The sequence below is a fragment of the Brevundimonas sp. UBA2416 genome (genome assembly GCF_002343105.1).
Lineage (GTDB): Bacteria > Pseudomonadota > Alphaproteobacteria > Caulobacterales > Caulobacteraceae > Brevundimonas.
The window spans coordinates 68,410-87,873 of record NZ_DDRM01000036.1 but is presented as its reverse complement, the minus strand read 5'-3'; the positions used below and the strand labels follow the sequence as shown (position 1 = coordinate 87,873).

Here is a 19,464-nt window from a genome sequence, read left to right as displayed (position 1 = left end):
CCGGGCGCGGCGTTGTCATGTCAGCGTGCCGGCAGGGCCTGACAGCGAGCGATCCAGGCGGCCTGCGTCTCCAGCGAGCCGGGCCGGTCGCACGGCTCGGGCCTCGGCTGCGCCGTAACGTCGAGCCGCCCCGGCAGGTCCTGCACCGCGGCCTCGTCGCCGCAGACGCGCGACAGCGAACCGCCAAATCCGCTTTCCGAGCGCCGCATCACCATTCGGCAGTTCTCTCCGTCGCCGGAAGCGCCGCCCGAGGCCGCCGGCTCCGCCGCCACCCCGGCCCGCGCCATCGCCAGCCGGTTGCGCGCCTGACGACGACAGGCGTCGTCTCCGGACGCGCCGCACTGGCTGAGTTCCCACCGCGCCTGGTCCGTGAACGCCCAGGCCGGAACCTCTCCGCCCGCTTCGCTCGTCGCGGGGCTGACGTTCCACTCGATGGTGTCTTGCCGCTCCTGGCGAGTCGCCGCCACGGCCTCCCGCAGCCTGTTGTAGCGGCCCTGCCGGGGCGTGGCCTGTCCCGGACCCGAGCTGTTCAACGCCTCCGATGGATTGGCGTCGTCGTCGGCTTGGGGCGCCGCGCTCTCCGTCGGCGGCCGCTCCGGCGCGGTCTGGATCGGGCCGTCCTGCCACAGGGCGAAGAGCAGCAGGGTGATGATCATTGCGGCCTCAGCAGGCCTTCGAGCATCGCTGCGGCGGGGCCGGACCGGTCGCCGCAAACAATCGAGCCGGATGACGACGACGAGCCGTCCGCACCCTGTTCGCTGTCCTGCCGCGTGGTGCAGCGCCCGCCGAAGGCCGAGCCGGTGCGAGGGGCGGGATCATCGGAGGCCGAGGCGACCGTCGTGGAGAGCGGTCGCGGGCGGAAGCTGGGCAGGCGTTCACGCAGCGCTGTCCCGACACGGTGTTCGCACGCCTCCAGCGACTCGCTCGATCGCCGCACCAGCGGGCTGCAATGCGACAGCACAAAGCCGTAGGGGTCGCGCAGGGCGGAGTCCGGAATCTCGATCTGCGGGTCTCCGGCCGGCGAGGCCAGCTGGATCGTCATCGCCATCATCATCGTCAGCAGCATCGCATGCCCTCCCGACGACGAGAGACGCACGGGCGGGCGAAGCGATCAACTTTCGATACCTGACGCCGCTATGCGAGGCGGGTCAGTCCCGGCCGCCCAGCCGAAGGGTCAATCCCTCGTCTTCGCGGACGCCGCTGGCGGGGCGGCATTCCTCGGTCCAGGCCACGCCGCCCTGCGGCTGGACCCTGGGACGGGTTTCGCAGTTGCGTTCCTCCAGCGCCACGGCCGGGCGGTCGGGGCGGGCCGGGGCGCCGCACTGAAGGGCGTAGCGATCCCCCGCGGCCTCCTGTCGGCATTCGTCCGGCGCGCCTGCCGGGGTCAGGCCGGCCGGCAGGGCATCGCCGAGGTGCGCGGCCAGGATCACCCGGACCCGCGCCTGGCAGGCCTCCAGCGTTTCCCGGCTCGAGCGGATCAGCGGGCTGCACTCGGCCCGCTCATAGCCATACGGATCGGCGCGGGCGGAATCGGGGATCGCGGGGATATCGGCGGCCGCGACGGGCTGAGCGGCCTCGACGGGCGCCGGCGTCTCCCACACCACCTGACCGGCCGCGGCGGGAAGGGGAGCGGTCTGTTGCAGCATCACGGCGAACACGATGGCGAGCATGGGGGACACTCCGGACGGGTCCGGCGACCCTAGCCTATTTGGCCAGCGCCCGCATCGCCTTCTCCAGCCCCTCCAGCGTCAGCGGATACATCCGCTCATCGACCAGTTCGCGCACCATCCCGACCGAGGCGGAATAGCTCCAGTAGCGTTCCGGCGACGGGTTCAGCCAGGCCACCTTGTCCCACTGCTGCGTCGCCCGCTTCATCCAGACCGCGCCCGCCTCCTCGTTCCAGTGCTCGACCGAACCGCCCGGCATGGTCACCTCATAGGGGCTCATGGTGGCGTCGCCGACGAAGATGGCGCGCCAGTCGGCGGGGTATTTGTTCAGCACCTCCCAGGTCGGGATCTTCTGCTCGTGCCGACGCCGGTTGTCCTTCCACACCCCCTCGTAGAGGCAGTTGTGGAAGTAGAAGAATTCCAGATGTTTGAACTCGGTCTTCGCGGCCGAGAACAGCTCCTCGCACATCTTCACATGGGCATCCATCGAGCCGCCGATGTCGAGGAACAGCAGCACCTTGATCGTGTTGCGACGCTCCGCCCGCATGTGGATGTCCAGCCAGCCCTGCCGCGCCGTGCCGTCGATGGTGGCGTCCATGTCCAGCTCGTCCTGGGCCCCCTGCCGCGCGAACCGGCGCAGGCGGCGCAGGGCCACCTTGATGTTGCGCGTGCCCAGTTCGACCTGGTCGTCCAGGTTCCGGTACTCGCGCTTCTCCCAGACCTTGACCGCCCGGCCCTGTTTGCCCGGCCCGCCGACGCGCACGCCTTCGGGATTGTAGCCGCCGTGGCCGAACGGGCTGGTCCCGCCCGTGCCGATCCACTTGTTGCCGCCCTCGTGCCGGCCCTGCTGCTCCTCCAGACGCTGTTTCAGCGTCTCCATCAGCTTGTCGAACCCGCCCAGCGCCTCGATCTGCGCCTTCTCCTCGTCGGTCAGATATTTCTCGTTGAGCAGCTTCAGCCACGCCTCGGGCACGTCCAACGAAGGTTCCTCGCCCGCGCCGACCGTCTCGATCCCGGCGAACACCTTGCCGAAGACCTGATCAAACCGGTCGTAGTGTTTCTCGTCCTTGACCAGCACCGCGCGGGACAGGTGGTAGAAGTCATCGACCTTCCGCCCCGCCACTTCGCGGTCCATGGCCTCCATCAGATGGAGCCATTCCTTCATCGACACGGGCACGCGCGCGTCGCGAAGGGCAGTGAAGAAGGGGAGGAGCATCCGGCGACTGTAGCAGGCTGCACGGTCGCGGTCAGGTAGCGTCGTCGCGGGCTGATCCGCCCGCGGGCTGGCAACCCCGAAACGTCCATCCTAGTAATGGGGTCAGGGAGGAAATCGATGGCGCACTCCAAGGAAGCACTAGGGTGCGACGGTCCGTGGTTGACCCGCCGGAGCGCCCTGGCGGCAGCGGGCATAGCCGCCGTAGGCGTCGCCGCCGCAACCCCGCGGGATCGCGGTGTCACCATCAAGCGCGACCGCTTCGGCGTGCCCCACATCCACGGACCCACCGACGCGTCGGTGGCCTATGGCGTCGCTTGGGCCCAGGCCGAGGACGATTTCGAACAACTCGAGGCGACCTTCATCCATGCGCTCGGCCGCGCCGCCGAACTGCGCGGCGAGGCCCTGGTCGAGTCCGACCGCCTGGCCCGCGCCATGGAGCACGCCCGCCTGGCGCGCGATGAGTACGCCCGCGCCGAGCCATCCATGAAGGCCATCTACGACGCCTACGCCGATGGCTTGAACGCCTACGCGGCCACCCGCGCGACCCGGTTGCTGGACCGGTTCGAGCCGTGGTTTCCGCTGGCGGTGATGCGGTACAAATATCAGCAGCTGGAGTTCATCGGCTACGCGGGCCTGACGCACAGCATGACCAGGACGGACTGGACGGAACGCCCGACCGGCTCCAACGCCTGGGCCGCCGCCCCGTCGCGCAGCGCCTCCGGGCACGCGCTGCTGCTGATCAATCCGCACGTCGGCTTCTTCGGCCCGGCCCAGTATCATGAGCATCACGTGATCAGCGACGAGGGCTGGAATTTCTCCGGCGTTGGCCGCTACGGCCTGCCCTTCCCCTATATGGGCCGCAACGAGGCGCTGGGCTGGGCCCACACCGACAACTATCCCGACCACGGCGATCTCTACGCCGAGACCTTTGACGATCCGGCGGATCCCCTGGTCTACCGCCACGGCGATCGGAAGCTCAGGGCGATCACCTGGGACGAGGTCATCCGGGTGAAGACCGACGCCGGACTGGAGGCCCGGCCGGTCCGCTTCATGCGCACGCGCAACGGTCCCGTTCTGGGCGAGCGTGACGGCATGCCGATTGCCGTGCGCCTGGCCAGACACGTCGAAGGCGGCTGGCTGGACCAGTGGTACGCCATGACCAAAGCGCGCGATCTGCCGGCGTTCGAAACCGCGCTGAGGCGGGTCGCCATTCCCTATATGAACATCGTCTATGCCGATCGGGACGGGAACATCCTCCACGTCTACAACGGTGCCATCCCTCGACGGCGTCCGGGCGTTGATCCCTCCGGGGTCCTGGACGGCTCGGACCCCGTCAACGACTGGGACGGCTACCACCCCTATGAGGACCTGCCGCGGGTGCTGAACCCGGCCAGCGGCTATGTCCAGAACTGCAATTCAACCCCCTTCACGACGACCGAGCCCGGCCAGAACCCGGATCCGGCCCGCTACCCGGCCTATATGATCGGCCCGGAGACCGACAACGCCCGCGCGCGGTCCTCGCGCCGTCTCCTGTCCGGAGACCGCGTCATCAGCTTCGAGGACTGGACCCGCGCGTCCACCGACACCTGGGCCCAGGCCGCGGAGGACTGGCTGCCGGGTCTGTTCGCCGAGGCGGAGGCCGCGGGGCCCGCCGCCGCCGACCTCGCGCCCCAGCTGGCGGCGCTGCGGACCTGGGACAAGGTTGTTACGGTGGAGTCCGAGCCCGCCGCCCTGTTCACACGCTGGGCCATGACAGCCCGGCCTGGAGGCTCGGTAGAACCGATCGCCGGCCGGCGTCTGGACGCCCTGAGGGCGGCCCGGGCCGACCTTGAGCGCGTCTTCGGCGACTGGCGGGTGCCCTTCGGGCGGATCAGCCGCCTGCAGCGGACCCATTGGAGCGGAGACCAGCCTTTCGACGACGCCAGGCCAAGCCTGCCGGTCGCGGGCGGTCAGGGATGGATGGGCACGATCTTCAACTTCCGTGTCGCCAACCCGACGGACCTCGCGTCGACCGCCGCCCGCTACGGCAGTTCGGGCAACTCCTACGTCAGTGTGATCGAGTTCGGTCCGACGCAGAAGGCGGCGTCGATCCGGACCCATGGCCAAAGCGGCGACCCCGCCTCACCACACTGGATGGATCAGGCTCCGATCTTTGCGCGCGGTGAGTTCAAACCGTCCTGGTTCACGGCTGAAGAGATCGACGCCAATCTTGAGCGCGCCTACCGGCCGGACTGATGGCCGTCAGCCCCGTCGCAGGATGAACTCGTCGTCCATCCACGCCCCGACCGGATACTGGTACTCGCCCGCCTTCTCGAACCCCCAGGCGGCGTAAAGCTTCTGCGCCTTCAGGTTCCCGCTCCAGACCCCGATCCACAGCGGCCCGTCGGTGTGGGCCTCCATCCAGTCGAGGGCGACCGTCAGCAGCCTCGTCCCCAGCCCAAGACCCTGCGCCGCCTTCGACACATAGAGCCGCCGCAGCTCCGCATGGCTGGCACGGGCCTCCGGGTGGGGCAGGGTGTTCGGCCCCGTGTTGGCGAAGGCCAGCAGCTCGCCGTCCCGCTCTGCCACCCACCATGCCGCGCCGGGCTCCTGCAGTTTCGTCCGGATGGTCTCCGGGCTGAAGCTGGCGTCCAGAAAGGCCGCCAGATCGTCGGCCGGATAGGGGATGCCGAACCCGTCCACAAAGGTATCGAGGAAGGTCTGCCGCCCCAGCACGCCCAGGGCGGCGGCGTCGGCTTCAATGGCGGGGCGGATCAAGGGCTCGGTCATGAGTTCGCTTTCGCCCGATGACATGCGGGACTCAACCCCAATCCGGGATCAGCGGGTGTTGTTTGCGAGCGGGGATGCGTATCCTCCGCCCGATGAGCGTCGCCCTCTTCACCCATCCCGACATGCTGGAGCACCGCCCCGGCGTCGGCCATCCCGAAAGCCCGGAGCGGCTGCAGGCCGTGCTCGACGCGCTCGATGCCGCGGACCTCGGTCGCGACCGCCGCGCCGCGACCGAGGCAGCTATCGCCGATCTCGAGCGGTTGCATCCCGCCGACCATGTCGCCCGCCTGCTCGCCGCCGCGCCCGCCAGCGGTTTCCGCCAGCTCGACGCCGACACCGTCCTGTCTCCCGGCAGCGTCCGCGCCGCACGCCTCGCCGCCGGCGCTGCGATCGACGCCGTTCGCGCCGTGGCCCGTGGCGAGACCGCCCGCGCCTTCGCCGCCGTTCGCCCGCCCGGCCACCACGCCGAACCCGGCCAGAGCATGGGCTTCTGCCTGTTCTCCAACGTCGCCGTCGCCGCCCGCGTGGCCCAGTCCGAAGGCATGGCCCGCGTCGCGGTCATCGATTTCGACGTCCACCACGGCAACGGCACCCAGGCGGCGTTCGAGGCGGACGACAGCCTGTTCCTCGGCTCCATCCACCAGTCGCCGCTCTACCCGGGCACAGGCGCGGCCTCCGAGACCGGCGTCGGCAATATCGTCAACGTCCCGGTCCCGCCCCACGCCGCCCGCGAGGCCTGGCGCGGCGCCTTCGCCGGCGGCCTGATGCCGGCGCTCGAAGCCTTCGCCCCCGACCTGATCCTGATCTCCGCCGGCTTTGACGCCCACCGCCGCGATCCGCTCGCCCACCAGTCGCTCGAGGCCGATGATTTCGCCTGGGCGACCCGCGCCGTGCTCGAGGTCGCGAGATCGTGCTGTGGCGGCAAGGTTGTGTCCTCGCTCGAGGGCGGTTACGACCTAGAGGGGCTGGGCCGTTCTGCGGTCGCCCACGTTCAGGCCTTGGGGGAGGAATAAAGGACGGTTCGCCAATCGCTTACGTCCGGAAATCATGTCCGCCCCCGCCAGAGACTCACTGATGGCCGACACGCCGGCGCCCGCCAGAACGGAGCCTGCCCAACCGGCCGCGCCGCGCGCCGCCCTGGTCTCGGTGCGTCCGGGAGCCATCGTTCTGGCCCGCCATGGCGAGCCGGCCCTGTCGCGCAAATGCTACCTCACCTCTGACCAGTACCGGGACTGGTGGGCCAGATACGAGGTCGGCGGCCTGCGCGCGGGTCAGACCCCGCCGCCCGAGCTGCTGGCGACCGCCGAGGGCGCCGGCGCCATCTACGCCTCGACCCGACCCCGCGCTCAGGAAACCGCCGCCGCCATAGCCGCCGGCCGCGAGGTCATGTCGGACGCCCTGTTCATCGAGGCCCCCCTGCCGCCGCCCCACTTCCCCAGCTGGTTCAAACTGCCGCCGAAATACTGGGGTGCCGTCGCCCGCTTCTGGTGGCATGTCTTCAACCACCACGAGGGTCAGGAAACCCGTCGTCAGGCCGAGTGCCGCGCCGAAAAGGCCGCCCAGGCCCTGATCGCCCGCGCCGAGAGCGGTCAGGACGTGCTGGTTCTCGCCCACGGCTATTTCAACCATATGGTCGGCCGCCGCCTGCGCGCCGACGGCTGGGATCTGGTCCACAACCAGGGCTTCAAATACTGGTCCCAGCGTCGCTACGAGAAGCGCTGACGGCGAGGAGACGACCATGATCCGCCGGTCCCTGCTCGCCCTCTGCCTCGCCGCCGCCCTGTCGGCCCCCGCCTTCGCCCAGGATGCAACGCCAGCCCCGGTCGCCGCTGTCCGCGTTCTGCTCGAGACCTCCGCCGGCAATATCCTCGTCGAGACCGACCCGCGCGCTCCGATCACCGCCGCCAACTTCCTGCGCTATGTGGACGAGGGCCGGTTCAACGGAACCGATTTCTACCGCGGCATGGAACTGGGCGCCGGAACCGGCGTGGTCCAGGGCGGGACCGCCAATGCGCCCGACCGCATCCTGCCGCCGATCGCCCATGAGCCCACCAGCCAGACCGGCCTGCGCCACGTCGACGGCGCCCTGTCCATGGCCCGTTTCGATCCCGGCACCGCCGACGGCGACTTCTTCATCATCGTCGGCAATCTGCCCGGCTTCGACGCCGGCCGGTCCGCCCCGGGCGACCCAGGGTTCGCCGTCTTCGGCCGGGTCGTCGACGGCATGGACGTGGTCCGCGCCATCCTCGCCGCTCCCAAATCCCCCACCGAGGGCGAGGGCTTCATGCGCGGCCAGATGCTCGACCCCCGCGTCCGCATCGTCTCCGCCCGTCGGGTCGTCCCCGCCGGCTAGCAAATGCCGGTCTCCGCTTGAGACCCGCCGCCGCCCCCTCTAGGGTCGCCCGCCATGACCGACTCCGCCGCCATCCCCGCCGAGCTCAGTTTCGAGGACGCCCTCCAGCGTCTCGAGGCTATCGTCTCCAAACTCGAGTCCGGCCAGGCCCCGCTGGAGGAATCGATCGCCCTCTACGAGGAGGGCGCCCGCCTGAAAGCCCACTGCGAAAGCCGGCTCAAGGCCGCCCAGCTTCGCGTCGAGAAGATCGTGGTCGGCCCCGACGGTCAGGCGAAGGGCGTCGAACCGGCCGAGTTCAGCTGATGCCGGCCCCCGCCGGCCAGATCGCCTTCGACGACTTCATGAAGGTCGATGTCCGCGTGGGTGAAGTCCTCGCCGTCGACCCCTTCCCCGAGGCCCGCAAGCCGGCGTGGAAACTGACCATCGACTTCGGCCCCGACATCGGGGTGAAAAAGTCCTCGGCCCAGATCACAGTCCACTACACGCGCGACCAGCTGCTGGGCCGCAAGGTCGCCGCCGTCGTCAACTTTCCGCCGCGCCAGATCGGCCCCTTCATGTCCGAGGTCCTGACCCTCGGCTTCCCCGACGCCGCCGGCGAGGTCGTCCTGGTCGGCGTCGATCGCGACGTCCCCATCGGCGGGAGGCTGTTCTGACCGCCCCCCCGCCAGCGACGGTCCTCGCCGCCAATTCGCCGGAGCAGGGCGTCATCGACCGGGTGGCCGAGATCGCCGATCTGGTCACTGTCGCCCTCGACGAGCTCCTGCCGCGCGCCGACGGCCCCGAATCGCGCCTGACCGAGGCCATGCGCTACGCCGCCCTCGGCCCCGGCAAGCGGCTGCGCCCCTTCTTCGCCCTTGAGGCCGCCAATCTGTTCGACATCGAGGAACGGCCCGTTCTGCGGGCCGCCTGCGCCCTCGAATGCGTCCACGCCTACAGCCTGGTCCATGACGACCTGCCCTGTATGGACGACGACGACGTCCGCCGCGGCCGTCCCACGGTGCACAAGGCCTATGACGAGGCCACCGCCGTCCTCGCCGGCGACGCGCTGCAGACGGCGGCGTTCGACATCCTGTTGCACGAGGACACCCACGACGATCCCGCCGTCCGCTGCGAGCTGGCCGCCCGCCTGTCGCTGGCCAGTGGCGCGCGCGGCATGGCCGGCGGCCAGATGATCGACCTGCTGGGCGTCCGCGACGACCTCGGCGGCGTGGCCCGCATGCAGCGCCTCAAGACCGGGGCACTGTTCACCTACGCCTTCGAGATTCCCCTGATCATCGCCGGCGCCCGCGAGATCCATCGTCAGGCCCTGACCAGCTTCGCCCACGACATCGGCCTGGCCTACCAGATCGTCGACGACCTGCTGGACGTCGAGGGCGACGAGGACATCCTCGGGAAGGCCGCCAACAAGGACGCCGCCCGCGGCAAGACCAATTTCGTCACCCTGCTGGGCGTCGACCAGGCGCGGCACAGGGTCGCGCACCTCGCCGACCAGGCCCGCGCCCACCTCGATCTCTTCGGTCCCGACGCGGACATCCTCAAGGCCAGTGTAGACTACGTCCTCCACCGCCGGTCCTGAGTCGTTCCGGGGGGGGGCTGCGGCGGCCCCGCAGCGAAAAATCAGATCACGTCGGCCCGCATCGCAGCGAAATGCGCTACAGCGTGTTGGAAGACCAAAGGCTTAGGTACGAACCGCCCGCATGCCAGACACCCCGCTCCTCGACCAGGTCCATGTCCCCGCCGACACGCGGGACTTCGACATTCCCCAGCTGCGCCAGCTGGCGGACGAGCTGCGGGCCGAGACCATCGACGCTGTCTCCGTCACCGGCGGCCATCTCGGCGCCGGCCTTGGCGTGGTCGAGCTGACCGTCGCCCTGCACCATGTGTTCGAGACGCCGAAGGACATCCTGATCTGGGACGTCGGCCACCAGTGCTATCCGCACAAGATCCTCACCGGTCGGCGCGACCGCATCCGCACCCTGCGCCAGCCCGGCGGCCTGTCGGGCTTCACCAAGCGCAGCGAGAGCGAATACGACCCCTTCGGCGCCGCCCACGCCTCGACCTCGATCAGCGCCGCCCTCGGCTTCGCGGCCGCGCGCGACCAGAAGGGCGAAAAGAACCGCGTCGTGGCCGTCATCGGCGACGGCTCCATGTCCGCCGGCATGGCCTATGAGGCCATGAACAACGCGGCCGAGACGACCAATGGCCAGCTCATGGTCATTCTCAACGACAACGACATGTCGATCGCCCCGCCGGTCGGCGGCATGAGCGCCTATCTGGCCAAACAGGTCTCGGGCGGCGCCTATCGTAATTTCCGCCGCTTCGGAAAGTCGGTCGCCGAACACTTGCCGCGCCCGTTCCGCAACGCGGCCCGCAAGGCGGAGGAATACGCCCGCGGCATGATCGTCGGCGGCACCTTCTTCGAGGAGCTGGGCTTCTACTATGTCGGGCCGGTCGACGGCCACGACATGGACAACCTGGTCCCCATCCTGAAGAACGCCGCCGCCATCACCGACCGTCCGGTGGTGGTCCATGTCGTGACCCAGAAGGGCAAGGGCTACGCCCCCGCCGAATCCAGCGCCGACAAGCTGCACGCCGTGGCGAAATTCGACGTCATCTCCGGCAAACAGGCCAAGGCCGCCTCCAATGCCCCCAGCTATACCAAGGTCTTCGGGACCGAGCTGATCAAGCGCGCGCAGCTGGACCCGACCATCGTGGCCATCACCGCCGCCATGCCCTCGGGCACCGGGCTGGACCTGTTCGGCCAGGCCTTCCCGACCCGCACCTATGACGTCGGCATCGCCGAACAGCACGCCGTCACCTTCGCCGCCGGCCTCGCCGCCGACGGGATGAAGCCGGTCTGCGCCATCTATTCGACCTTCCTCCAGCGCGGCTACGACCAGGTCGTCCACGATGTGGCCATCCAGTCCCTGCCGGTGCGTTTCGCCATGGACCGCGCCGGTCTGGTCGGCGCCGATGGCTGCACCCATGCCGGTTCGTTCGACATCGGCTTCATGGGGGCGCTGCCGGGCATGGTGCTGATGGCCGCCGCCGACGAGGCCGATCTGGCCGCCATGATCGCCACCAGCCTCGAGATCGATGACCGCCCCTCCGCCTTCCGCTATCCGCGCGGCGACGGCGTCGGGATCGAGATTCCCGAGCTCGCCGCCCCGCTGGAGATCGGCAAGGGCCGCATTGTCCGCGAGGGCACGACCGTCGCCATCCTCTCGCTTGGCACCCGGCTGCAGGAATCGCTCAAGGCCGCCGATGCGCTTGCCGCCCGCGGGGTCTCGGCGACCGTCGCCGACGCCCGCTTCGCCAAGCCGCTGGACGCCGACATGATCCTGCGTCTGGCCCGTGAGCACGAATGCCTGATCACGGTGGAGGAGGGGGCCATGGGCGGCTTCGGCGCCTTCGTGCTCCAGCTCCTGTCCGACAAGGGCGCGCTCGACGCGGGCCTGAAGATCCGCACCCTTTGTCTGCCCGACGTCTTCCAGGATCAGGACAATCCCGCCGCCATGTACGCCACCGCCGGCCTCAACGCCGACCACATCGCCGCCGCGGCGCTGCAGGCGCTCGGGGTTGAAGCGACGCGGGCGGTGAGGGCGTAAGCACCACGTTCTCCCTCCCCTTCATGGGGAGGGATGTCGGCGCGAAGCGACGACAGGGTGGGGAACTGCGAAGCCGGGCTCCGCCGGATCGAGACTGGCGTTCCCCACCCGGGCTCGGCTGCGCCTCGCCGTCCCTCCCGATGAAGGGGAGGGAGAACGCAACCGCCATCCCTCCCACCCGTTCCTTCGCGGGGCTTTGAGGGTTGAGTATCATGAAGTCCGTTGCCGCTTGCGCCGCCATAGCCTTCGGTCTGGGTGCCGTTTCACCCGTTTGGGCGCAGGAGCCTGAGGTCCGGCCGTCGGGCCCCATTGAGGCCATCCGCGCCACCGACGTTGGCATGAGCTGCGCCGTCGTATCCGAAGAAGCGGCCCGGCTCAGCGAGGCCATGGGCGGCGAACCCGGTGGCGGGCTGTTCGGCCGCCTCGGCGGTGTCGCTCGCGCCGGCGCCTCCATGGTGATTCCCGGAGCCGGCCTCGCCATCGCCGGCGCCGACGCCCTGACCGCCCCCGAGCGCGAACGCAAGGAGGCCGAGGCCGCCGCCGTCCGCCACCGCTGGTACTATCTGAACGGCCTCTATGCCGGCCTGCGCTGCCAGGCCGCCGCCGACGCCCTGGGTCCGACCCCGGCGACACCCGCGGACGCCGCCCCGGTGGATGAGTCGGAATAGGCAGCCCCACCGTCTCCTCCCCATCGCTTCGCGACAGGGAGGAGACAGAAAATCATGCTGACAATCCACCGATTGTCAGCATATCCCGCGCCGCCAACCCACTGACTTCGCGCACTTTCAAAAAAATGCAGCGTCACGAACCCGCCATAGGAAGACCCCGTCCTAGACTCCCCCCGTCCCGTCGCAGGGAGGCTCGCTCGGCCGGCGATCCGAAGCGGCGGCGGGAGCGGATGGAGCGGGATCTCGCTGCGCAAGCAGGGAGGCCGGACCGGATCCGGTGACCTCCTAAGGGTCGGCCGGCCGGGGTGGAGGACCGGGGGGGATACCCAGGTCGTTCCAGGGATCGGGTTCGTCGCCCGACCTGCCCGCCGGAGGCGCTGCGGTAAGGCCCGAATACGGCCACCCGACGCAAGCTTCCGCAAGACCGACTGCGCGGAGCGCCTGTCTTTCGCCGAAACGGTAATTCTGTCTCCTCATCCGGGCGAAGGCCCGGGCGCTCCGCCATGCCTCCCGCAACCGCCCTGCAAAACAGCGCGGAGAAGACGGCTGTCCGCAATCCTCCAACCCTCCAGGAGACCGCATGCCCAGAGCCCGCCAACCCCGTCCTGACCCTGGCCCGGCGATACCGCCCGAGGAGCGCGCCGCCATGATCGCAGACCTCGAGCGGCGGTTCCGCGACCTTCACCGTGTTTTCGTCTTCAAGAAATGGAAGGCCCGGCAGCACGCGCGCGCCTGTGGTCTCCCCTCGATCGGCCTGCCGCTGGTATGGACGAACGAACATAACGTCACACCCCGGTACGGACGTAACAATCCCTTGAGATATCAAAAGACTAATGAGTCACCTGATCGCCTTGACCAATCGGGGTCGCCCCTATAGGTTCCGCGCCGAATTCAGACCCTCCTCGACGCCCGTCTTTCGACGTCAGCGGAGAGGCGCTGAGGCCCCTATGTCCCTTCCACCGGAATCGCGCGAAGAGGCGATCAAACGCCTCGCCGACAGCGCATCCGATCTGGAGGCGCGCACGGCTCCGCCGCTCTCTCACGAGGCGGCGGGACAGGCGGCGGCGGGACAGGCCTGGAAGATCATCGCCGACCTGTTCGGCGGCGTCTTCGTAGGCCTCGCGTTGGGCTTCGGGGTCGACCATTTCGCCGGCACCTCGCCGGTGGGCCTTATCGGCGGAGTCCTGCTGGGCTTCGGCGTATCGGTATGGATGGCGTGGCGCACGGCGCAGCGTCTGATGGCCGAGGCAAAAAAGTACGGGGAGCCGAAGTCGGTTCCCTTCGATGACGACGAAGACCAGGGAGCCTGATCGCCATATGGCCGATCCGCTATATCAGTTTCAGGTTAAGCCGCTTCCGGGTCTGGATTTCGGCGAAGTGACCCTGCCCGTCGTCGGGACGGTGCATCTGGCCTTCACCAATTCCCATCTCGCGATGACTCTCGGCTTCCTGATGGTCGTCGCATTCCTGCATCTGGTGACCTCCAACGCCAAGGTCGTTCCGGGCCGCACCCAGGCCGTGGGCGAGACCCTGTTCGGCATGATTGACGGCCTGACCGAGTCGATCATCGGTCATGACGGCAAGAAATATTTCCCGTTCGTCTTCACCGTCTTCACCTTCATCCTCGCGATGAACCTGCTGGGCATGTTCCTCAGCTTCACCGCCACCTCGCAGCTGGCGGTGACGGCGACCTTCGGTCTGATCACCTTCGGCCTGGTGGTGATCGTCGGCCTGGTGAAGAACGGCGCCAACTTCCTGAAGCTGTTCTGGCCCACCGGCGCGCCGCTGGTGATGCGGCCCGTCGTCGGCCTGATCGAGTTCTTCTCCTTCCTGCTGCGCCCGCTGACCCTCACGCTTCGTCTGTTCGGCAACATGATGGGCGGCCACATCGCCCTGAAGGTGTTCGCGGGCTTCGTCGCCACGGCCGTTGTCGGCGCCGCCGGCTGGTTCGGCATCCTGATCTTCCCGCTCGCGCTGGGCATGACCATCGGCCTGACCGCGCTCGAGTTCCTCGTGGCCTTCCTTCAGGCCTTCGTTTTCGCTGTTCTGACCTGCATCTACCTCAACGATGTGGTCAACCTGGGCGACGGCCACTAGGCCGCGACCAGTTCGTTCCAACCAAACCCAACCAAACCCAGACCTACAGGATTAAGACCATGGATCCCCAAGCCGCTAAACTCATTGGCGCCGGCATCGCGATGTGCGGCATGATCGGCGCCGGCATCGGCGTCGGCAACATCTTCGGCCAGTTCCTCGCGGGCGCCCTGCGCAACCCGTCGGCCGCCGGTTCGCAAATCGGCAACCTGTTCGTGGGCGCGGCTCTGGCCGAAGCCCTGGGCATCCTGGCCTTCGTCATGGGCATCCTGATCTGGATTTCGTAATCGGCTTCGGCGGCGCGAACCCGGTTCGCGCCGCCGGCTGACGACCCTCCAGACCTACCACCAGGCGACCGATGACCGTTCAAGCCCAACCCGTCATGCCCGAAGACGCGACCCCTCCTGTCGCGGTTGAGGACACGCACGCCACGACCGAAGCCGCCCACGGCGGTGAACACGAGTCGGGCGGCCTGCCCCAGTTCGAGTTCCAGCACTGGTTCGGGCAGATCGTTTATCTGATCTTCCTGTTCGCGATCCTGTATTTCCTGATCGCGAAAATCTTCGCGCCGCGCATGCGCCGCGTGTTTGACGAGCGCAGCTCGACCATTTCGACGGCAGTGCAGACCGCGCGTCAGGTCCAGGCCGAAGCTGCCGGTCAGGCCGAAGCCGCCAAGGCTGAGGTCGAGGAGGCTCGCGCCTCGTCGCGCGCCACCGCCGCAGCCGCCAAGGCCCGCGTCACCGATGAGGCCAATGCCCGCGCCGCCGCCGAGGAGGCCGTCGTTTCGGCCCGCATCGCCGAGGCCGAGGCCGCCATCGGCAAGACCCGCGACGCCGCCATGACCAACGTCGCCACGATTGCTTCGGAAACCGCCGCCGCCATCGTCGAACGCCTCACCGGCAAGGCGCCGACCACCGCCGAAGCCGCTGCCGCCGTGAAGGGCGCCGCCTGATGGAATTCTTCAACCCCCACCTCTACGACCTGGCCAACCCGGAACTCTGGGTCGCCGTCGGTCTGATCGCCTTTTTCGTGATCGTCGTGATCGCGGGCGTGCCGAAACTGGTCGCCGGCGTGCTCGACGCCAAGGCCGCCAAGATCCAGTCCGAGCTCGACGAGGCCGCCCGTCTGCGCGCCGAAGCCGAGGCCCTGCTGGTCCAGATTCGCGCCGAGAAGGCCGAGGCCGAGGCCCAGGCGGCTGAAATGCTTGCTGCCGCCGAGGCGGACGCCCGCCTGATGGAAGTCGAGGCCAAGGCCAAGCTGGAAGAGACCCTGGCCCGCCGTCAGGCCCTCGCCGAGCGCCGCATCGCCCAGGCCGAGGCCCAGGCCGTGACCGAGGTCAAGACAGCGGCCGCCGACCTTGCGGCCCGCGCCGCCGAACAGATCCTCGCCGCCCGTCTGGCCGGCCAGAAATCCGACCCCCTGCTCGACGCCGCCACCGCCCAGATCGGCACGCGGCTGAACTAGTCGGGCGCGCTCGCTGCGCGGCGGCTCGCGGGTTGAGCGCGGATCGGTAAGAGATCAAAGGCCCCGCCGGTCGCCGGCGGGGCCTTTGTCGTCAATGCGCCGGTGCGCCGTTGGGCGTATGCGCCCGCCTGGCGCGCTCGACCAGCCGGCCGTAAACGCTGCCAAGGACGATGCCGTAGATGGCGTGGCTGGCGATCATCCAGGCGAGGGTTCCGAACCCGGCCTGCATGAAGAAGATGCCGACCGGGCGTCCTCCCAGCATGCCCACGGCCGGAGCGACCGTCAGACCCATGACGATAAAGGCTCCCACGGCGAACAGAATGCCCTTGGACTCCGGCGTATCCGTCGGCAACCGGGGGCACAGCACACCGAAGAGCGGTCCCAGAACAAAGGCCCCGACAAGCAAGTGGGCGACCCAACCCGCGGCCAGCAGGTCGGGCATCTGCAACATGACCGAAAGCAATCGAGGGAAACTGGCCGCCCAGGGACCGAAAAACAGATTGGCGGCTTCGAGGACCGATACTGCGATGGTCGCGGCGAGGCCGGCGATCATCCCCTTTTGTACGCGTGACATCATGACCGCAGCGCCTCCCAACGCTTGTTGTGGCTCAGACTACGCAGGGAGAAGCATACGCCTGCTGGCGCAGGCGGCGTTCACTTTGCCGTGTTGGCGGTCAGTCGCTATTCGGCGGCGATGTTCGAGCCCTCGGGCGCGGTCCAGCGCAGCACCGGCGAGCGGGCGGCGCGGGTTTCGTCCAGACGCTTCATCGGCGCATGGAAGGGGGCCCCCTTGAACCGGTCGACGTCGCCGGCCTTGGCCGCCTCGGCCAGCGCCCGCATGGCGTGGATGAAGCGGTCCAGCTCCTGCTTGGACTCCGTCTCGGTCGGCTCGATCAGCATGGCGCCGTGGACGACCAGCGGGAAATACATGGTCATCGGGTGGAAGCCCTCGTCGATCATCGCCTTGGCGAAGTCGAGCGTGGTCACCTCAGTGCCCTTCAGCCATTCGTCGTCGAACAGGGCCTCGTGCATGCACGGGCCGTCCGGGAAGGCCGCGCTCATCAGGTCCGACAGCCGGGCCTTGATGTAGTTGGCGTTCAGCACGGCGTCCTCGGCGACCTGACGCAGGCCGTCCGAACCGTGGCTCATCATGTAGCTGAGGGCGCGGGTGTACATGCCCATCTGGCCCTGGAAGGCGCACAGGCGGCCGAAGGCTTGGGCGGCCTCGTCTTCCTCGCGCTCGATCAGGCGGTAGCCGTCGGCGTCATGCACGACCCATGGAGCCGGCGCGAACGGCGCCAGGGCTTCCGACAGCACCACCGGACCCGCACCCGGACCGCCGCCGCCGTGCGGCGTCGAGAAGGTCTTGTGCAGGTTGATGTGCATGGCATCGACGCCCAGATCGCCCGGGCGGACCCGGCCGACGATGGCGTTGAAATTGGCCCCGTCGCAGTAGAAATAGGCCCCGGCCTCATGCGTCAGACGGCTGATCTCGAGGATGTCGCGTTCGAACAGGCCGCAGGTGTTCGGATTGGTCACCATGATGGCCGCGACGTCGTCGCCCAACTTGGACGCCAGATCGGCCACATCGACGCGGCCATCGTCGGTCTGGGCCACTTCCACGACGGTGTAGCCGACGAAGGCGGCGGTGGCCGGATTGGTGCCGTGGGCCGAGGTCGGCACCAGCACCTTGCGGCGCTGCTCATGCTGGCCCGAGGCCTCGTGGGCGGCGCGGATGGCCATCAGGCCGCACAGCTCGCCATGGGCACCCGCCTTGGGCGACAGGGCCACCGCCGGCATGCCGGTCAGGGTCTTCAACCAGTGCGCAAGGGTGTCCATCAGCTCCAGCGCGCCCTGAACGGTAGACGTCGGCTGCAGCGGGTGGATGTCGGAGAAGCCCGGCAGGCGCGCCATCTTCTCGTTGAGGCGCGGGTTGTGCTTCATCGTGCACGAGCCGAGCGGATAGATGGCCAGGTCGATGGCGTGGTTCTTCTGCGACAGCCGCACATAGTGGCGCATCGTCTCGGGCTCGGAGAGGCCCGGCAGACCGATCGGATCCTTGCGGACGAGATCGCCCAGATCAGAACCGTTCGTCTTCGGGTCCGGCAGATCGACGCCGGTCTTGCCCCAACCGTCGCTCTCGAAGATCAGGTGTTCGTCCTGCAGCAGGCCGCGCGCGCCGGTCAGGGTGGCGGGCTTGCTCTCGACGCGGTTCGGCGTGGTCGGGCGGCCGACGGTGTTCATCGTGCTCATGGTCCCGGCTCCTTACGCGCAGGCCTTGGCGAGCGCGCTCGCCAGGATTTTGATGTCGCCGTCCGTGGTCATCTCGGTCGCCGCGACCAGCAGAACGTCGTCCATGCCGGCGTCGGGGGCGAGGCGGTTGTAGGGCACGCCCGCGAGAATGCGGAGCTGGGCCAGCTGTTCGACCACCTCGGCGGCGGGCTTCGGCAGCCGAACGGCGAACTCGTTGAAGAAGCGCGGGGTCAGAACCTCGACGCCCGGGATGGCCGCCAGCGCATCGCGGGTCGCCAGCGCCTTCTCGTGGTTCAGCAGGGCCATCTTCCGCAGCCCCGTCTGGCCGAGCAGGCTCATGTGGATGGTGAAGGCCAGTGTGCACAAGCCCGAGTTGGTGCAGATGTTCGACGTCGCCTTGTCGCGGCGGATGTGCTGCTCGCGGGTCGACAGGGTCAGGACGAAGCCGCGCTTGCCGTCAGCGTCGACCGTCTCGCCGGTCAGGCGGCCGGGCATCTGGCGGACCAGCTTTTCGCGGCAGGCGAACAGGCCGACGTAGGGGCCGCCGAAGTTGAGGGCGTTGCCGATCGACTGGCCTTCGGCGGCGACGATGTCTGCCCCCATTTCGCCCGGCGACTTCAGCAGGCCCATCGACACGGCCTCGGTGACCACGACGATCAGCAGGGCGCCGGCGGCGTGTGCGGCTTCGGCGATCTTCGTCACATCGGTCGCCGTGCCGAAGACGTTCGGGGTCTGAACGACGACGCAGGCGGTGTCGGGCCCGATCTGCGCGATGACGTCCGCTTCGGCGTCCACGGCGGCGGGCAGGACCTGGGTCTCGACGCCGACGGCATGGACCACGGTCTCGGTGGCCCGGACATAGTGAGGATGCACGCCGCCCGAGATCACCGCCTTGTTCCGACGGGTCACGCGGGTCGCCATCAGCACGCCCTCGGCCATGGCGGTCGAACCGTCATAGAGGCTGGCGTTGGCCACCGGCATGCCGGTCAGGTTCGCGACCTGGGTCTGGAACTCGTACAGATACTGCAGCGTGCCTTGGGCGATTTCCGGCTGGTAGGGTGTGTAGCTGGTCAGGAACTCCGACCGCTGGATCACATGGTCCACGGTTGCCGGCACATGGTGCTTGTAGGCGCCGGCGCCGCAGAAGAAGGGCACGGAGCCCGCCGAGGCGTTCTTGGCCGCCATGGCCCCCAGAGCCCGCTCGACCTCCAGTTCGCCCGCCACGCGCGGCAGGTCGACGAAGCCGTCGCGCCGGGCCGCCTCGGGCACGTCCACGAACAGGTCATCGATGGATTTGGCCCCGATGGCCGCCAGCATGGCGGAGCGGTCGTCGGGCGTTAGCGGCAGGTAGCGCATGGCGGGGAGATCCGTG

Annotated in this window: 22 protein-coding genes; 14 read left to right on the top strand and 8 right to left on the bottom strand. The window is 68.8% G+C overall.

The genetic code is table 11. From position 1 onward, the window contains the following. Positions 1-20: 20 nt before the first annotated feature. From B3E43_RS11075 to B3E43_RS11060, 4 genes are all read right to left on the bottom strand, one after another. Positions 21-656, bottom strand: coding sequence for a hypothetical protein (locus B3E43_RS11075; RefSeq protein WP_292029417.1), 636 nt, complete (start codon positions 654-656; stop codon positions 21-23). Then, entirely contained in the window at positions 653-1,066 is a 414-nt protein-coding gene (locus B3E43_RS11070; RefSeq protein WP_292029415.1) for a hypothetical protein, read from the bottom strand. Before B3E43_RS11070 ends, B3E43_RS11075 begins: the two co-directional genes overlap by 4 nt. 82 nt (positions 1,067-1,148) lie before the next feature. After that, the gene (locus B3E43_RS11065; protein WP_292029414.1) at positions 1,149-1,670 is read right to left on the bottom strand and encodes a hypothetical protein; all 522 of its coding nucleotides are present in this window, start codon (positions 1,668-1,670) and stop codon (positions 1,149-1,151) included. Positions 1,671-1,704: 34 nt separating this feature from the next. After that, on the bottom strand, positions 1,705-2,883 hold the full coding sequence (locus B3E43_RS11060; protein WP_292029412.1) for a vWA domain-containing protein: 1,179 nt from the start codon (positions 2,881-2,883) through the stop codon (positions 1,705-1,707). Positions 2,884-3,042: 159 nt separating this feature from the next. Here B3E43_RS11060 and B3E43_RS11055 point away from each other — a divergent pair, with 159 nt between their 5' ends. Continuing rightward, a complete protein-coding gene (locus B3E43_RS11055) occupies positions 3,043-5,118 on the top strand; it encodes a penicillin acylase family protein (protein WP_292029410.1) in 2,076 nt (691 codons plus the stop codon). 6 nt (positions 5,119-5,124) lie between these two features. On the opposite strand, the gene B3E43_RS11050 is transcribed toward B3E43_RS11055, so the two are convergent. Next, on the bottom strand, positions 5,125-5,652 hold the full coding sequence (locus tag B3E43_RS11050) for a GNAT family N-acetyltransferase (RefSeq protein WP_292029409.1): 528 nt from the start codon (positions 5,650-5,652) through the stop codon (positions 5,125-5,127). 92 nt (positions 5,653-5,744) lie between these two features. On the opposite strand from B3E43_RS11050, the gene B3E43_RS11045 reads away from it, so the two are divergent. The 13 genes from B3E43_RS11045 (at position 5,745) to B3E43_RS10985 (ending at position 15,839) form a co-directional block, all read left to right on the top strand. After that, a complete protein-coding gene (locus B3E43_RS11045; protein WP_292029538.1) occupies positions 5,745-6,665 on the top strand; it encodes a histone deacetylase family protein in 921 nt (306 codons plus the stop codon). A 61-nt stretch (positions 6,666-6,726) separates the two neighbouring features. Beyond that, positions 6,727-7,374 carry a histidine phosphatase family protein gene (locus B3E43_RS11040; protein ID WP_292029406.1) on the top strand — a complete coding sequence of 216 codons (648 nt, stop codon included), beginning with the start codon at positions 6,727-6,729 and terminating at the stop codon, positions 7,372-7,374. 16 nt (positions 7,375-7,390) lie between these two features. Next, the gene (locus B3E43_RS11035; RefSeq protein WP_292029405.1) at positions 7,391-8,005 is read left to right on the top strand and encodes a peptidylprolyl isomerase; all 615 of its coding nucleotides are present in this window, start codon (positions 7,391-7,393) and stop codon (positions 8,003-8,005) included. Positions 8,006-8,059: 54 nt separating this feature from the next. Continuing rightward, positions 8,060-8,308, top strand: coding sequence for an exodeoxyribonuclease VII small subunit (locus tag B3E43_RS11030; protein WP_292029403.1), 249 nt, complete (start codon positions 8,060-8,062; stop codon positions 8,306-8,308). Further along, the gene (locus tag B3E43_RS11025) at positions 8,308-8,658 is read left to right on the top strand and encodes a tRNA-binding protein (protein WP_292029400.1); all 351 of its coding nucleotides are present in this window, start codon (positions 8,308-8,310) and stop codon (positions 8,656-8,658) included. Before B3E43_RS11030 ends, B3E43_RS11025 begins: the two co-directional genes overlap by 1 nt. 53 nt (positions 8,659-8,711) lie before the next feature. Continuing rightward, on the top strand, positions 8,712-9,581 hold the full coding sequence (locus tag B3E43_RS11020; protein WP_292029536.1) for a polyprenyl synthetase family protein: 870 nt from the start codon (positions 8,712-8,714) through the stop codon (positions 9,579-9,581). 121 nt (positions 9,582-9,702) lie between these two features. Continuing rightward, complete coding sequence (gene dxs / locus B3E43_RS11015; protein ID WP_292029398.1) at positions 9,703-11,613, top strand: 1-deoxy-D-xylulose-5-phosphate synthase; 1,911 nt, start codon at positions 9,703-9,705, stop codon at positions 11,611-11,613. Between the two features lie 212 nt (positions 11,614-11,825). After that, positions 11,826-12,281, top strand: coding sequence for a hypothetical protein (locus B3E43_RS11010; RefSeq protein ID WP_292029396.1), 456 nt, complete (start codon positions 11,826-11,828; stop codon positions 12,279-12,281). A 947-nt stretch (positions 12,282-13,228) separates the two neighbouring features. Beyond that, complete coding sequence (locus B3E43_RS11005) at positions 13,229-13,591, top strand: AtpZ/AtpI family protein (protein ID WP_292029394.1); 363 nt, start codon at positions 13,229-13,231, stop codon at positions 13,589-13,591. Positions 13,592-13,598: 7 nt separating this feature from the next. Next, positions 13,599-14,378, top strand: coding sequence for a F0F1 ATP synthase subunit A (locus tag B3E43_RS11000; RefSeq protein WP_292029393.1), 780 nt, complete (start codon positions 13,599-13,601; stop codon positions 14,376-14,378). 59 nt (positions 14,379-14,437) lie between these two features. Beyond that, positions 14,438-14,662, top strand: a complete 225-nt coding sequence (locus B3E43_RS10995) for a F0F1 ATP synthase subunit C (RefSeq protein ID WP_056619394.1) — start codon at positions 14,438-14,440, stop codon at positions 14,660-14,662. A 71-nt stretch (positions 14,663-14,733) separates the two neighbouring features. Next, positions 14,734-15,327 carry a hypothetical protein gene (locus B3E43_RS10990; RefSeq protein ID WP_292029390.1) on the top strand — a complete coding sequence of 198 codons (594 nt, stop codon included), beginning with the start codon at positions 14,734-14,736 and terminating at the stop codon, positions 15,325-15,327. Continuing rightward, entirely contained in the window at positions 15,327-15,839 is a 513-nt protein-coding gene (locus B3E43_RS10985; RefSeq protein WP_292029389.1) for a F0F1 ATP synthase subunit B, read from the top strand. Before B3E43_RS10990 ends, B3E43_RS10985 begins: the two co-directional genes overlap by 1 nt. 91 nt (positions 15,840-15,930) lie before the next feature. On the opposite strand, the gene B3E43_RS10980 is transcribed toward B3E43_RS10985, so the two are convergent. The 3 genes from B3E43_RS10980 to gcvPA form a co-directional block, all read right to left on the bottom strand. Next, complete coding sequence (locus tag B3E43_RS10980; protein ID WP_292029387.1) at positions 15,931-16,416, bottom strand: DUF6789 family protein; 486 nt, start codon at positions 16,414-16,416, stop codon at positions 15,931-15,933. 104 nt (positions 16,417-16,520) lie between these two features. Further along, positions 16,521-18,092: an aminomethyl-transferring glycine dehydrogenase subunit GcvPB gene (gcvPB, locus tag B3E43_RS10975; RefSeq protein ID WP_292029385.1), complete on the bottom strand. Its 1,572-nt coding sequence runs from the start codon at positions 18,090-18,092 to the stop codon at positions 16,521-16,523. Positions 18,093-18,104: 12 nt separating this feature from the next. Then, positions 18,105-19,448, bottom strand: a complete 1,344-nt coding sequence (gcvPA, locus tag B3E43_RS10970) for an aminomethyl-transferring glycine dehydrogenase subunit GcvPA (RefSeq protein WP_292029384.1) — start codon at positions 19,446-19,448, stop codon at positions 18,105-18,107. Positions 19,449-19,464 lie beyond the last annotated feature (16 nt).